The 13,441-nt window shown below is 71.1% G+C and carries 12 protein-coding genes; 4 read left to right on the forward strand and 8 right to left on the reverse strand.

Features of this window, described 5'->3' with window-relative positions; all coding sequences use genetic code 11:
* Positions 1-94: 94 nt before the first annotated feature.
* A complete protein-coding gene (locus AB0J58_RS27000) occupies positions 95-1,567 on the forward strand; it encodes an amino acid permease (RefSeq protein ID WP_364220387.1) in 1,473 nt (490 codons plus the stop codon).
* A 59-nt stretch (positions 1,568-1,626) separates the two neighbouring features.
* On the opposite strand, the gene AB0J58_RS27005 is transcribed toward AB0J58_RS27000, so the two are convergent.
* Entirely contained in the window at positions 1,627-3,699 is a 2,073-nt protein-coding gene (locus AB0J58_RS27005) for a 3-hydroxyacyl-CoA dehydrogenase NAD-binding domain-containing protein (RefSeq protein ID WP_364220390.1), read from the reverse strand.
* Entirely contained in the window at positions 3,696-4,895 is a 1,200-nt protein-coding gene (locus tag AB0J58_RS27010) for a thiolase family protein (RefSeq protein ID WP_343967528.1), read from the reverse strand. The genes AB0J58_RS27005 and AB0J58_RS27010 overlap by 4 nt, the downstream gene beginning before the upstream one ends.
* 189 nt (positions 4,896-5,084) lie before the next feature.
* On the opposite strand from AB0J58_RS27010, the gene AB0J58_RS27015 reads away from it, so the two are divergent.
* A complete protein-coding gene (locus tag AB0J58_RS27015; protein ID WP_364220393.1) occupies positions 5,085-6,077 on the forward strand; it encodes a LacI family DNA-binding transcriptional regulator in 993 nt (330 codons plus the stop codon).
* Between the two features lie 125 nt (positions 6,078-6,202).
* Here AB0J58_RS27015 and AB0J58_RS27020 read toward each other — a convergent pair whose 3' ends face one another.
* The 4 genes from AB0J58_RS27020 to AB0J58_RS27035 all read right to left on the reverse strand — a co-directional run bounded on the left by AB0J58_RS27020 (position 6,203) and on the right by AB0J58_RS27035 (position 10,192).
* Entirely contained in the window at positions 6,203-6,949 is a 747-nt protein-coding gene (locus AB0J58_RS27020) for a hypothetical protein (protein ID WP_364153203.1), read from the reverse strand.
* A gap of 125 nt (positions 6,950-7,074) precedes the next feature.
* Complete coding sequence (locus AB0J58_RS27025; protein WP_364220396.1) at positions 7,075-7,923, reverse strand: sugar phosphate isomerase/epimerase; 849 nt, start codon at positions 7,921-7,923, stop codon at positions 7,075-7,077.
* On the reverse strand, positions 7,920-9,050 hold the full coding sequence (locus AB0J58_RS27030) for a dihydrodipicolinate synthase family protein (RefSeq protein WP_364220399.1): 1,131 nt from the start codon (positions 9,048-9,050) through the stop codon (positions 7,920-7,922). The genes AB0J58_RS27025 and AB0J58_RS27030 overlap by 4 nt, the downstream gene beginning before the upstream one ends.
* Positions 9,050-10,192 carry a Gfo/Idh/MocA family oxidoreductase gene (locus AB0J58_RS27035; RefSeq protein WP_364220402.1) on the reverse strand — a complete coding sequence of 381 codons (1,143 nt, stop codon included), beginning with the start codon at positions 10,190-10,192 and terminating at the stop codon, positions 9,050-9,052. The genes AB0J58_RS27030 and AB0J58_RS27035 overlap by 1 nt, the downstream gene beginning before the upstream one ends.
* Before the next feature lie 394 nt (positions 10,193-10,586).
* On the opposite strand from AB0J58_RS27035, the gene AB0J58_RS27040 reads away from it, so the two are divergent.
* Positions 10,587-11,219, forward strand: coding sequence for an HNH endonuclease family protein (locus tag AB0J58_RS27040; RefSeq protein WP_343967516.1), 633 nt, complete (start codon positions 10,587-10,589; stop codon positions 11,217-11,219).
* 89 nt (positions 11,220-11,308) lie between these two features.
* Here AB0J58_RS27040 and AB0J58_RS27045 read toward each other — a convergent pair whose 3' ends face one another.
* On the reverse strand, positions 11,309-12,535 hold the full coding sequence (locus tag AB0J58_RS27045; RefSeq protein WP_364220405.1) for a ribonuclease D: 1,227 nt from the start codon (positions 12,533-12,535) through the stop codon (positions 11,309-11,311).
* Positions 12,532-13,128 carry a DUF3000 domain-containing protein gene (locus tag AB0J58_RS27050; RefSeq protein WP_343967512.1) on the reverse strand — a complete coding sequence of 199 codons (597 nt, stop codon included), beginning with the start codon at positions 13,126-13,128 and terminating at the stop codon, positions 12,532-12,534. Before AB0J58_RS27050 ends, AB0J58_RS27045 begins: the two co-directional genes overlap by 4 nt.
* A gap of 138 nt (positions 13,129-13,266) precedes the next feature.
* On the opposite strand from AB0J58_RS27050, the gene AB0J58_RS27055 reads away from it, so the two are divergent.
* Positions 13,267-13,392: a hypothetical protein gene (locus AB0J58_RS27055; RefSeq protein WP_343967510.1), complete on the forward strand. Its 126-nt coding sequence runs from the start codon at positions 13,267-13,269 to the stop codon at positions 13,390-13,392.
* The last annotated feature ends 49 nt before the right edge of the window (positions 13,393-13,441 follow it).

A 13,441-nucleotide genomic window follows, 5' to 3' on the forward strand; every position in this document is an offset into this window, starting at 1 on the left:
TCCGAACATCCTCGGCTCCGCCGTTCAGGCGGTGATCCGCTGGGCATGACCTGATGCGTCGGCAAGGGTGACCACCGGCGCATCAGGAGGGGTCGTGGGTGTTCTTCGCGTCAAGTCGGTGGAGCAGTCGATCTCGGACACCGAGGCACCGGAACACCGGTTGCGCAAGGATCTCAGCGCGCTGGACCTCACGGTCTTCGGTATCGGCGTCATCGTGGGCACCGGCATCTTCGTGCTCACCGGCCGGGTCGCCAGGGAGACGGCGGGGCCCGCGGTGGCGCTGTCCTTCGTGGCCGCCGGGATCGTCTGCGCGCTGGCGGCGCTCTGCTACGCCGAGTTCGCCTCCACGGTCCCGGTGGCCGGGTCCGCCTACACCTTCGCCTTCGCCACCCTGGGCGAACTGCCCGCCTGGATCATCGGCTGGGACCTGACGCTGGAGATGATGCTCGGCGCCGCGGTCGTCGCGGTCGGCTGGTCGGGGTACCTGACCTCACTGCTGGCGGCCCTGGGGGTCCCGCTGCCCGGCGTGATCGCGGGGGAGGGGGCGCTGTTCAACCTGCCCGCCGCGCTGGTCGTGCTGCTGCTCACCGGGATCCTGGTCCTCGGGATCAAACTGTCGTCCCGGTTCAACCTGATCATCGTCACGATCAAGCTCGCGGTGATCCTGCTGGTCGTGGTGGCGGGACTGTTCTTCGTCAGGGGCGCCAACTACTCGCCGTTCGTCCCGCCGTCCAAGGCGACCCCCGCGGTGGAGGGACTGGCCGCGCCGCTGATCCAGGTACTGTTCGGGATCACCCCGGTCGCGTACGGGGTGCTGGGCATCTTCAGCGCCGCGGCGATCGTGTTCTTCGCCTACATCGGCTTCGACGTGGTCGCCACCGCCGCCGAGGAGACCCGCGACCCGCAGCGGGACCTGCCCATCGGCATCCTGTCCTCACTAGGTGTCTGCACCGTGCTCTACGTCGCGGTCTCGCTGGTCGTGGTCGGCATGCAGCCCTACCGTCAGCTCAGCGAGGCGGCGCCGCTGGCCGACGCGTTCAAGGCCGTTGGCCAGACCTGGGCCGCGGCGCTGATCAGCGCCGGCGCGCTGGTCGGCCTGACGGCCGTCGTGATGATCCTCATGCTGGGCATGTCACGGGTGATGTTCGCCATGTGCCGCGACGAACTGCTGCCAAGCGGGCTGGCCAAGGTCCACCCGAAATACCGCACGCCGTACGTCATCACCATCATCATGGGGGTCGTCGTCGCGGCCCTGGCCGGGCTGGTGCCGCTGTCCACGATCGCCGAACTGGTCAACATCGGCACGCTCTTCGCGTTCGCGGTGGTCTCGATCGCGGTGGTCGTCCTCCGCCGCACCCGTCCCGACCTGCCCCGCTCCTTCCGTACCCCGCTGGTGCCGCTGGTGCCGCTGCTGTCGGTGCTCGCCTGCCTCTACCTGATGCTCAACCTGCCGGTGGAGACCTGGATCAGGTTCGGGGCGTGGATGTTGCTCGGACTCCTGATCTACGCCGGCTACGGCTACCGGCACAGCAGGCTGTCGGAGCGGCGGCGGGCAGCGACCCGGTAACGCGGCCCCCCGTCCCGCGACGGTCGCGAGACGGGGGGCCACACCGGGAAAGGGGTGCGTCAGGCGGGCACCGAGGCCACGCCCGGCGGCAGGAAGCGCACCTCGGAGATCCCCTCGCGGTCGAGGTAGGGGGTGATGCCGCCCAGGTGGAACGGCCACCCCGCACCGAGGATCATGCACAGGTCGATGTCCTGGGGAGCGGAGACCACACCCTCGTCGAGCATGAGACGGATCTCCTCGTCCAGGGCCCGCAGCGCCCGCAGCCGGACCTGTTCGGCCGTGGACGGTGCGGTGCCCCCGGCGAAGAGGGCCACCGCCTCGGGGTCCAGGGAGAAGTCCGGCGCGTAGACACCCGGCTTGCCCGCCGCGACCAGCCGGGCCAGGTTCTCCGACACCCCGTAGCGGGACGGGAACGCCTCGTGCATCGTCTCGGCGACGTGCAGGGCCACGGCCGGACCGACGAGCTGCAGCAGCGCGAACGGGGTCATCGGCAGGCCGAGCCCGTCCAGCGCGTGGTCGGCGAGCTCCAGCGGGGTACCCTCGTCAACGGCGCCGATGACCTCGCCCATGAAGCGGGTCAGCAGGCGGTTGACCACGAACGCGGGCGCGTCCTTGACCAGCACCGACGACTTCTTCAGCGACCGGCCGACGGCGAAGGCCGTGGCGAGCGTCGCGTCGTCCGTCCGCTCCCCTCGGACGATCTCCAGCAGCGGCATCACCGCGACCGGGTTGAAGAAGTGGAAGCCCACGACGCGCTCGGGGTGCCGGAGCCCCGAGGCCATCTCGGTCAGCGAGAGCGAGGAGGTGTTCGTGGCCAGCACGCACTCGGCGGAGACGACCGCCTCCACCTCGGCGAACACCTTCTGCTTGACCTTCATGTCCTCGAACACGGCCTCGATGACGAAGTCGGCGTCGGCGAACGCGTCCTTGGTCAGCGAGCCGGTCACCAGGGCCCTGAGCCGGTTGGCCTGGTCGCCGGAGACGCGGCCCTTGGCCAGCAGCTTGTCGATCTCGGCGTGCACGTAGCCCACGCCCTTGTCCAGCCGGGCCTGGTCCAGGTCGGTCAGCACGACCGGGACCTCCAGGCGGCGGGCGAACAGCAGTGCCATCTGCGAGGCCATCAGGCCCGCGCCGACGACGCCGACCTTGGTGACCTTGCGGGCCAGTGCCGCCTCCGGGGCTCCGGCGGGCTTCTTGGCCCGGCGCTGCACCAGGTCGAAGGCGTACAGGCCGGCGCGGAGCTCGTCGCCCATGAGGAGGTCGGCCAGTGCCTGGTCCTCGGCGGCGAAGCCCTCGTCGCGGGTGGCGGTGCGGGCCAGCTCGAGGAGCTCCAGCGCCCGGTACGGGGCGGGGGAGGCGCCGTGCAGCTTCATGTCGAGCAGGAAGCGGGCGTCGGAGACGGTCTTGGACCAGTCCTCGGCGGTGTGGTCGGCGCGGGAGACGGTGACGTCGCCGCGCAGCACCGCCGAGGCCCAGCGCAGCGACTCCTCAAGGAAGTCGGCGGGTTCGAACATCGCGTCGGCGACGCCCAGCCCGAACGCCTCCCTGCCCTTGATCATGCGGTTCTGCGAGAGCGGGTTGTCGATGATGAGCTTGACGGCCGCGGCCGGCCCGATCAGGCGGGGCAGCAGCTGGGTGCCGCCCCAGCCGGGGACCAGGCCGAGGAAGCACTCCGGCAGCGCCACGGCGGGCACACCGGCGGAGATGGTCCGGTAGGTGCAGTGCAGTGCGATCTCCAGACCGCCGCCCATGGCCGCGCCGTTGACGAACGCGAACGACGGCACGTCCAGCTCGCCGAGGCGGCGGAACACCTCGTGGCCCAGCCGGCCGATCTGTAGCGCCTGGTCCCGTTCCGAGACCAGCGCGGCGCCCTTGAGGTCGGCGCCGACGGCGAAGACGAACGGTTTGCCGACGACGCCCACGGCCGCCAGGTCGCCGCGCCCGGCGATCGCGTCCAGGGCCTCGCCCAGCGAGGCCAGCCCCCCGGGGCCGAACGTCGACGGCTTGGTGTGGTCGAAGCCGTTGTCCAGCGTGATCAGGGCCATGGTGCCCGCCCCCCGGGGCAGCTCCACGTCGCGAACCGTCGCGCGGGTGACGATCTCGTCGGCGAAGAGTTCCTTGATGTCCGTCACTTGTTACCTTCCCAGCTGAGGTTCTCCCAGATGACCGTTCCACCCATGCCCAGGCCGACGCACATCGTGGTCATGCCGTAGCGGACGTCGGGGCGCTCGCCGAACTCGCGGGCGAGCTGCGTCATCAGGCGCACCCCGGAGGAGGCCAGCGGGTGGCCGAAGGCGATGGCGCCGCCGTAGGGGTTCACCCGGGCGTCGTCGTCGGCGATGCCGAAGTGCTCGAGGAACGCCAGCACCTGCACGGCGAAGGCCTCGTTGATCTCGAACAGTCCCATGTCGGAGATGGAGAGCCCGGCCAGGCGCAGCGCCCTTTCCGTGGACGGGATCGGCCCGACCCCCATGACCTCCGGGTCCACGCCGGCGAAGGCATAGGAGACCAGGCGCATCTTCGGGGCGAGGCCGAGCTCCTCGGCGACGTCGGCGGCGGCCACCACACAGCCGGTGGCGCCGTCGTTGATACCGGAGGCGTTGCCCGCGGTGACCCGGCCGTGCGGGCGGAACGGGGTCTTCAGTGCGGCCAGCCCCTCCAGCGTGGTGCCGGGGCGGGGAGCCTCGTCGGCGCCTGCCAGCCCCCAGCCCTTCTCGGCGGACCTGGTCGCCATCGGGACCAGGTCCGGCTGGATCCGGCCGTCGGCGTAGGCCTTGGCGACCTTCTCCTGGGAGGCGAGGGCGAAGGCGTCCGCGCGCTCCTTGGTGATGGAGGGGTAGCGGTCGTGCAGGTTCTCGGCGGTCATGCCCATGACGAGGGCGGAGCCGTCCACGAGTTGCTCGGCCAGGAAACGAGGGTTGGGATCGACGCCCTCGCCCATGGGGTGGCGGCCCATGTGCTCGACGCCGCCGGCGATGGCGACGTCGTAGGCACCGAAGGCGATGCCTCCGGCGACCGAGGTCACCGCGGTCATCGCGCCGGCGCACATGCGGTCGATCGAATAGCCGGGCACGCTCTTGGGCAGCCCGGCCAGTATCGCGGCGGAGCGGCCGAGAGTCAGGCCCTGGTCGCCGATCTGCGTGGTGGCCGCGATGGCCACCTCGTCGACGCGCTCGGGAGGCAGATTCGGGTTACGCCGGATCAGCTCGCGGATGACGCGGATCACCAGGTCGTCGGCGCGTGTCTCGGCGTACAGGCCCTTGGGGCCCGACCTGCCGAAGGGTGTGCGCACACCGTCGACGAATACGACGTCACGAGACGAAGGCACGGGGTTCGCTCCTCGTTGCTGGATGGCTTCCCCCCTATGCTACTCGCGGGTAACAACGCTTGGTGCGGCCGGTCCCGTGCGAGGTGGGTAAGTTGTTCCCCAAGGTGCGCGGTCCGGTGCGGCACAGCCCGGATGCGGGACGGCGACAACTCTGACAGACTTTGGAAAACGCTTTCCGGGAGGTTGTCGGTGGTCACGCTTGAGGATGTCGCCCGGCACGCGGGCGTCTCGCTCGCCACGGCGTCACGGGTGCTCAACGGCAGCACCAGACAGGTGGGCGCATCCCTGCGGGTCAAGGTGGAGCTGGCCGCCGCCCAGCTGGGATACCGCACCAACGTGGCCGCGCAGACCCTCGCCAGGGGGGCCAGCAACGTGATCGGCCTGGTCGTTCACGATCTCACCGACCCCTACTTCGCCGCGATCGCCGACGGGGCCATGCGGGTCGCGGAGAACCAGGGGCTGATGGTCATGATCGGCACCACGCACCGCGACCCCCAGCGGGAGATCGCCTATGTCTCGACGCTGAACGCGCAGCGGGTCCGCGCGGTGCTGCTGGTCGGCTCCCGGGTCGCCGACGAGCAGCTGACCCGGCGGCTCCGCGAGGAGCTCGACCGCTACCGGGAGACCGGCGGCCGGGTGGCCTGCGTGGGCCAGGATCTGCTCGGGGTCGACACGGTGGTGCCGGACAACCGCCTGGGCGCCGCCACGCTGGCCCGCGCCCTCGCCGGGCTGGGGCACCGGAGCTTCGCCGTCCTCGCCGGGCCCGACCGGCTGATCGCCCCCATGGACCGGGTGGCCGGGTTCGCCGGCGCGCTCGAAGAGCTCGGCCTGCCCGCGCCGCTTGTCCTGCACAGCTCCTTCGACAGGGAGGGCGGCTACGCGGCGGCCACCCAGGTGTCCGGGGTCACCTGTGTCTTCGCCGTCACCGACGTGATGGCGGTAGGTGCCCTGGCCGCCTTCAGGGACCGGGGCATCCGCGTCCCCGAGGACGTCTCGGTGGCGGGTTTCGACGACATCTCCACCCTGCGCGACCTGGTTCCCTCGCTGTCCACGGTGCGGCTGCCGCTCGCGGAGATGGGGGCCCGCGCGCTGGAGATGGCCCTCGCCCCGGACGAGGGGACCGGGGCCCAGGTCGTGACCGGCGAGGTGATCCTCCGCGAGAGCACCCGCGCTCTGGGGTGAGGCCGCCTCGGCCTGCCCACCTCCGCCGCCACGTCATGGCGGCGGGCCCGGCCCCTGCGGGGTCCGGGCCCGCCGCGTCGTGGGGGAAGCTCGAAAGGGGGAGCCGGGGGGATCGGGACAGGCGGTCAGCGGACGCCGGAGATCGGTCTTCCCTGCTCGTTGACCGGCGGGACGATGATCTGACCGCGCAACCAGCGGATCGTCCGGATGACTCCGTCTCCGTAGCCGGGGGAGTGCTGGCGGCCCCGGCCGAGCTGTCGCGACACGTCCTCGGCCGCGCTCTCCTCCATGCCGAGGTTGAGTCCGGTCGGCCCGTGGATGGGGCGCGGCGTGTTACGGACCGGTGACTTCCTGCGGGTGCCGAGCACCCACTCGCACACGGCGATGGTCCCGGAGCACCATTCCTTCTCCCACTCGCCCGCCGCGTTCGGCCGGCCCGCATGGGCCAGCTCGGCGATCCGGCCTATCTCGGCCTCGGTGCGCAGGATCACGCCGCGGCCGCCGACCAGGTGTCCCCAGCCTTCCGAGGATCGGCGGCCGGGGATCGGCAACCCGTCCTTGACGCCGATCAGCCAGTTCAGGGTGCTGATGACCCCGTCGGCGGGGACGACCCGGCCCTCGCGCGGAACCCGCTCGGCGGCGTCGATCTCCGCACGGGCCTCGGCGAGGGTGGGCGGGGACCCCGACGCCGGGCGGCCGCTGATCGGCGCCTGCTCACGCCGGCCCAGGGCCCAGAGGATCGCCTCCCCCTGGCCGGAAGGGGCCGAGTCGGGGTTGGCGGCCTCCCACTCCCTGATCGCTTCCAGTACGGCAAGGACATGTTCCGGCGGCCGCTGTATGGCGGGGCTGGCTTCGCTTTCTGCGGTCGTCATACCCCTACCGTACGAGCAGCCGCCAGGTCACTTCACCGTGAAGCGGTAATCCGGGCCCCGCGAACGCGGTTTCCTTCGATTGGAACGCTCCTGTCGTCTCGGATTCCGTTCCGCGGGCCCGCGTGTCACTCTCCGACGAGCTCGGCGAACGAGGACCGCACCCTGGCCAGGATCTCGTCCGGGTCGGCGGCCCACACGTCGGCGTTGAAGATCTCCACCTCGATGTCCCCCGAGTAGCCCGCCGCGGCCACCGCCTCGGTCAGTGGTGCGAAGTCGATCACGCCTTCGCCCATCACTCCCCGGCCGAGCAGCACGTCGGCGGGGAGCGGAGACAGGAAGTCGCACACCTGGTAGCTCGCGATCCGCCCCGAGGCCCTGGCGATCTGCTCCAGGACGTTCGGATCCCACCACACGTGGAAGGTGTCGACGACGACGCCCACCTGCTCGGGAGGGTGCTGCTCGGCCAGGTCGAGGGCCTGGCCCAGGGTGGACAGCACGGCCCGGTCGGCGCAGTACATCGGGTGCAGCGGTTCGAGGGCCAGTCTCACCCCGCGCTCGCCCGCGTACGGGGCCAGCACGGCCAGCGCCTCGGCGACCCGCTCCCGCGCGGCGGGCAGGTCGCGGGAGATCGCGCCCAGCGGCCTGCCGGGCACCACGCCCGGCAGGCCGCCGACCACCATGACCAGGCAGGCGGCGTCCAGCTCGGCGGCCTCGTCGATCGCCCTGCGGTTGTCGTCCAGGGCCTGCGCATCGCCGGAGGTGAGGAAGCCGCCCCGGCAGAGCGACGAGACCCGCAGCCCGGAGTCCGCGACGAGTTCGACGGTCTCCTTCAGGCCCTGCGCGGCGACGTCCTGGCGCCACAGGCCGATGGCCTCGACACCGTGCCGCACGCACCCGTCGACGGCCTCGGCCACCGACCAGCGCCTCGTGGTCCACTGGTTCAGCGAGAAACGGCTCTTCGCCCGTGCCCTCACCGGCCGTTCACCGCCAGCAGGGAGCGCATCCGGAAGACCGCCAGCTCGGGGTCGGCCAGCAGACCGGCCCTGTCGGCCAGGCGGAACACCTCGGCCAGGTGGGGCAGGGAGCGGGCCGCCTGGGCGCCGTTGACCATGCTGAAGGCGTCCTGGTGGCCGTTGAGCCAGGCCAGGAAGACGATGCCCGTCTTGTAGTTGTACGTCGGGGCTTCGAAGATCTTCCGGGAGAGCGGGACCGTGGGGCCCATGATCTCGTCGTACCGTCCGAGGTCGCCCGCGTCGAGTGCGTGCAGGGCCGAGGCGGCGGCGGGGGCGATCGCGTCGAAGATGCCCAGCAGCGCGTGGCTGCCCGACCTGATCAGCGAGGGGTAGTTGAAGTCGTCGCCGGTGTAGAGTTTGACGCCTTCGGGCAGCGCCTCACGCAGCCCGATCTCGTGCTCGGCGTCCAGCAGCGAGACCTTGACCCCGTCCACCCTCGCCGCGTGGTCGTGGATCAGCGACAGGAACGACGCGGTGGCCTCGGCGACGTCCCGCGAGCCCCAGTAGCCCGCCAGCAGCGGGTCGAACATCTCGCCCAGCCAGTGCAGGATCACCGGGCGATCGGCCTGGGAGAGCAGCTCGCCGTAGACCCGGTGGTAGTCCTCCGGGCCCCGCGCGATCGCGGCCAGTTGCCGGCTCGCCATCACGACGACCCCGGCGCCCGCGTCCCGCACGGTCTCGATCTGCTCGGCGTAGGCCGCCACGACCTCCCGCAGGGTCCGGGCGTCCGGCGCCTGGTCGGTGCCCGCGCCACAGGCCACCAGCGCCGCCGGGTCGCCGAAGGCCTTCGCCTCGGTGGCGCTGCGCCGGATCAGCTCGCGGGTGGCCGCCCAGTCAAGGCCCATGTTGCGCTGCGCGGTGTCCATGGCGTCGGCGACCCGCAGCCCGTGGGACCACAGATGGTGGCGGAAGCGCAGGGTGGCGTCCCAGTCGACGGCGGCCCGGGAGCCCGGGGTGTTGTCGCCGAGCGGGTCGGCGACCACGTGGGCGGCGGCGTAGACGGTGCGGCTCCGGGCGGGCCCCCCGGGCCTGACCCAGGTGACCGGCTCGCGCAGGACGTGCTCCCCGCCCGGGAGGGCGATCCTCATCACGGCTCCACCGGCAGGCGGCGGCCCTCCGCGGAGGAGCGCAGGCCCAGCTCGGCGATGCGGACACCGCGCGCGCCGGAGGCGAAGTCGTAGGGGAACGGCGCGTCCTCGACCACGTGGCGGACGAACCGCTCCCACTGGACCTTGAACCCGTTGTCGAACTCCTCGTTGTCGGGCACCTCCTGCCAGCCGTCCCTGAAGCGGGCGCCCGCGGGCAGGTCGGGGTTCCAGACCGGTTTGGGAGTGGCGGCACGGTGCTGGACGCGGCAGTCGCGCAGGCCCGCGACGGCACTGCCGTGCGTGCCGTCCACCTGGAACTCCACCAGCTCGTCGCGGTTCACCCTGACGTTCCAGGAGGAGTTGATCTGCGCGATGACCCCGCCCTCCAGCTCGAACACCCCGTAGGCGGCGTCGTCGGCGGTGGCCCGGTAGGTCTCGCCCCGCTCGTCCACCCGCTCGGGGATGTGGGTGACGGCCTGGGCGTAGACGGAGGTGATCCGGCCGAACAGGTTCTCCAGCACGTACGCCCAGTGCGGGAACATGTCGAGGACGATGCCGCCGCCGTCCTCAACGCGGTAGTTCCACGATGGGCGCTGGGCGGCCTGCCAGTCGCCCTCGAACACCCAGTAGCCGAACTCGCCGCGGACCGAAAGGACGCGGCCGAAGAAGCCGCCGTCGATCAGGCGCCTGAGCTTGAGCAGGCCCGGCAGGAAGAGCTTGTCCTGCACGACGCCGTTCTTCACGCCCCTGGCGGTCGCGGCCTCGGCCAGTGCCAGCGCGTCCTGGGACGTCTCGGCCGTCGGTTTCTCCGCGTAGACGTGCTTGCCCGCCTCGATCGCCTTGAGCACCGACTTCACCCGGGCCTGGGTGACCTGAGAGTCGAAGTAGATCAGATTGTCGTCGTCGGCGAGGGCGGTGTCGAGGTCCGTGGTCCAGTCGGCGATGCCGTGCTCCGCCGAGAGTCTCTGCAGCTTCTCGGCGGACCGGCCGACCAGGACCGGCCTGAGCAGGACCTGGCCGCCGTCCGACAGTGTCACACCGCCCTGCTCGTTGATCGCCAGGACCGATCGGACCAGGTGCTGGCGGTAGCCCATGCGACCGGTGACACCGTTCATCACGATGCCGATGCTTTGCGGGGACATCTTCTCCGACCTCCTATGGAAAGCGCTTTCCGTGCCACGGTACGACAGTCGCCGCACCTGCTGCAAGCGCCCGTCAGGGGCGGAGGGGGGCGGGGGGCGCGTCCGGGGAAGCCGGCGGCCCGGGTCCTGCCCCAAAAGGAAGTCCACCGGTCACCGGAACTTCGCCGGGTGTTCGCGCGAAAAAGCCAGGTATCCAAATCACCATAATTCATGTCATTGCAGATCAAGTGCGCCTGACCATGGATTGACGCAGTATCCGACCAAGCGCATCCTGACTCGTCGTCAAACCATGACATTTGCGTATTTGTCATGACTTGAGACGTTCCCCCTGTCCTCCCCTCGCGGCGCCCAGACCCCCCGGCTGGCCGAGGTGGAGCGACAGAAGGGGCCACTCGTGAAACGAGTCGTCACCGCGGCTTTCGCTGCCCTAACGGCAATTCTCATCACTTTTTCCCTGACAGCCGGAACGGCTTCGGCGACCCCGCCGAACATTCCTTCGGCGGCCACCGCCGCCAGCAGGCTCGCGACGCTCACCGTCGCCGCGGAGACCAACCAGTCCTCCTATGACCGGTCGTTGTTCAACCACTGGATAACGATCAGTGGCACCTGCAACACCCGGGAGACGGTGCTCAAGAGGGACGGTGTCGGAGTGGTCGTCAACTCCAGCTGCGCACCGACCTCCGGCAGCTGGTACTCCCCGTTCGACGGTGCGACCTGGACCGCCGCCGGCGACGTCGACATCGACCACATGGTGCCGCTCGCCGAGGCCTGGCGCTCCGGCGCCTACGCCTGGACCAGCGCGCAGCGGCAGTCCTACGCCAACGACCTCGGCGGGCCCGAGCTGTGGGCGGTGACCGACAACGTCAACCAGGCCAAGGGCGACCAGGACCCGTCGACGTGGCAGCCGCCGCTGAGCTCGTTCAGGTGCACCTACGCCAGGGCGTGGATCCAGGTGAAGTACTACTGGAAGCTGACGCTGCAGAGCTCGGAGAAGAGCGCCCTGCAGAGCATGCTCGCGACCTGCTGAGCGTTCCGTCTCCCTGTGCGGGACCTGTTCCCGCACAGGGACCGGCGTCGCCCCAATGATCTACTTTGTAAAGGGCGTCGGTCGGTTCGTCAGACCTGGCCCTTGAGCTCCAGGCGGAGCAGGGCCTTGGCGATCGGGTGGGCGGTCAGCCCGATCTGCCACTCGCGGGCGCCCAGCTCGCGCAGCCGGGCGGCGACGGTCCCGTCGTCGATGACGGCCGGCGGTTCCCAGGTCAGGCGGCGTACGGCGTCCGGCTGGATCAGGTTCTCCGCGGGCATGTGGTGCTCGTCGGCGAGCGCGGCGACCACGGTCCTGGCCGCGGCCAACCGCCGGGCGGCCACCGGATCGCGGTCCATCCACCGGTTGGCCGGCGGGGGCCCGTCGCCGGGGGTGCTGGGCTGCGGCAGCTCCGAGTCGGGCAGCGAGCGGGCGGTGCCGATCGCGGCCAGCCAGTCGCGCAGGTGCCGCCGGGCACTGCGGCCGGTGAAGGGAGGGATCTCGGTGAGCGCCTTGGTGGTGCGGGGCAACTCCAGGGCGGCGGTGACGATCGCCGAGTCGGGCAGCACACGGCCGGGGGCGACGTCGGACTCGCGGGCGAGCCCGTCGCGGAGCGTCCACAGTTCCCGTACCACCGCCAGCCCGCGCAGCGAGCGGACCTTGTGGATTCCGGAGGTGCGCCGCCACGGGTCGGAGCGCGGGGCGGGCGCCTTGTGCGCGAGCACGGAGGCGAACTCCTCCTGCGCCCACGCCAGCTTGCCGCTGGACCTCAGCTCCTCGTACAGGACGTCGCGGAGCTCGATCAGGACCTCGACGTCGAGCGCGGCGTAGCGCAGCCAGTCCTCGGGGAGCGGGCGGGTCGACCAGTCGGCGGCCGAGTGCCCCTTCTCCAGCCTGAAACCCAGGACGTTCTCCACCATCAGCCCGAGACCGACCCGCTCGTAGCCGAGCAGCCGGCCGGCCAGCTCGGTGTCGAACAGTTCCCGCGGGTGGAAGCCCACCTCCGCGAGACACGGCAGGTCCTGAGAGGCGGCGTGGAGCACCACCTCCGCGCCGTCCAGTGCCGCGTCGAGCTCGGACAGGTCGGGGCAGCGGATGGGGTCGATCAGGGCGCTGCCCGCGCCGACGCGGCGCAGCTGTACCAGGTAGGCGCGGCCGCTGTAGCGGTAGCCCGAGGCGCGTTCGGCGTCGACGGCGACGGGGCCGGTGCCCTCGGCGAAGGCGCGCACCACGCGCGCGAGGGAGGCGGAGTCCTCGATGACGGGTGGGATTCCCTCACGAGGCTCCAGCAGTGGAATTACGGTCGTCTCATCGGTCACGTTCTGAAGGGCTCCGGATCCTCGCGACGGCGCGGCGGCAGCGCCGCCACATCGGGTGGCAGGGGTGGTATGCCCGCGGCAAGGCACATCAGATCGCACCAGGCGGCGACATGGCCGGAGAGGTCTTCCTGCAGCGGTGACCAGGACGCACGTAGTTCCAGCTCGGTGGTCACCGGGTCTTCGGCCTTGTTGCCGAAGCCCTCGGAGACCGCTCTGGTGACGGTGCCTCCGGCGGCGGCGTAGCCGGCGCCGTGCGCGTCGAGCGACTCGGTGAGCCAGCTCCACGCGACGGGGCCGAGCAGCGGGTCTTCGGTGATCTCAGGCTCCATGTCGGCCCGCACGTAGGCGACGAGCCGGAACTGGCCGTCCCAGCCGCGCTGGCCGTCCGGGTCGAAGAGCACGATGAGGCGGCCGATCGCGAGCTCGTCGTCGTCGCGGTACACCGACGCGCCGATCGCGGCCGAGTAGGGGGCCAGGCGCTGCGGCGCCGGAATGTCCTCCAGCTCGATCTCGGGTCTGACCTCCGCGGGGCGCATGCTCGCCACCGCACGCCTGAAGGCGGCGGGAGCGGGCGGCGCGTCACCGACGGTCATATCGGAAGCGTAGGTCGAAACTGATCGCATGGGGACCACTGGGGTATGTGTAGGAGCCATTGGAACCGATCAAGACGCTGCCGGCGGCCTGTGCAGGGCTGGGATGACCTCGCCGTGGGAGACTTGGGGGAGGAACGCGTGACCGCGTTCGGTGCCGGTCCGTTCCGGGTGTTCGGGCCGGCCGTGATCGGCGGGGCGGGATTGTCGTTCGGGAACCCGCACGCGGGCGCAGGAGGCACGGTGCTCACCGCGACGTTCGGGTGAACTCCACATGGTGGACATCGCACGGGCCTTTCGTCGGGTCGTGGTCCGA

The organism is Streptosporangium sp. NPDC049644 (genome assembly GCF_040675205.1).
GTDB lineage: Bacteria > Actinomycetota > Actinomycetes > Streptosporangiales > Streptosporangiaceae > Streptosporangium > Streptosporangium fukuiense.

Bases quoted from the DNA above. Each gene is read 5' to 3' on its own strand.
- AB0J58_RS27020 (WP_364153203.1), bottom strand. From the start codon at position 6,949: ATGACGACCGCAGAAAGCGAAGCCAGCCCCGCCATACAGCGGCCGCCG.
- AB0J58_RS27050 (WP_343967512.1), bottom strand. From the start codon at position 13,128: ATGACCGTCGGTGACGCGCCGCCCGCTCCCGCCGCCTTCAGGCGTGCG.
- AB0J58_RS27030 (WP_364220399.1), bottom strand. From the start codon at position 9,050: ATGAGGATCGCCCTCCCGGGCGGGGAGCACGTCCTGCGCGAGCCGGTC.
- AB0J58_RS27035 (WP_364220402.1), bottom strand. From the start codon at position 10,192: ATGTCCCCGCAAAGCATCGGCATCGTGATGAACGGTGTCACCGGTCGC.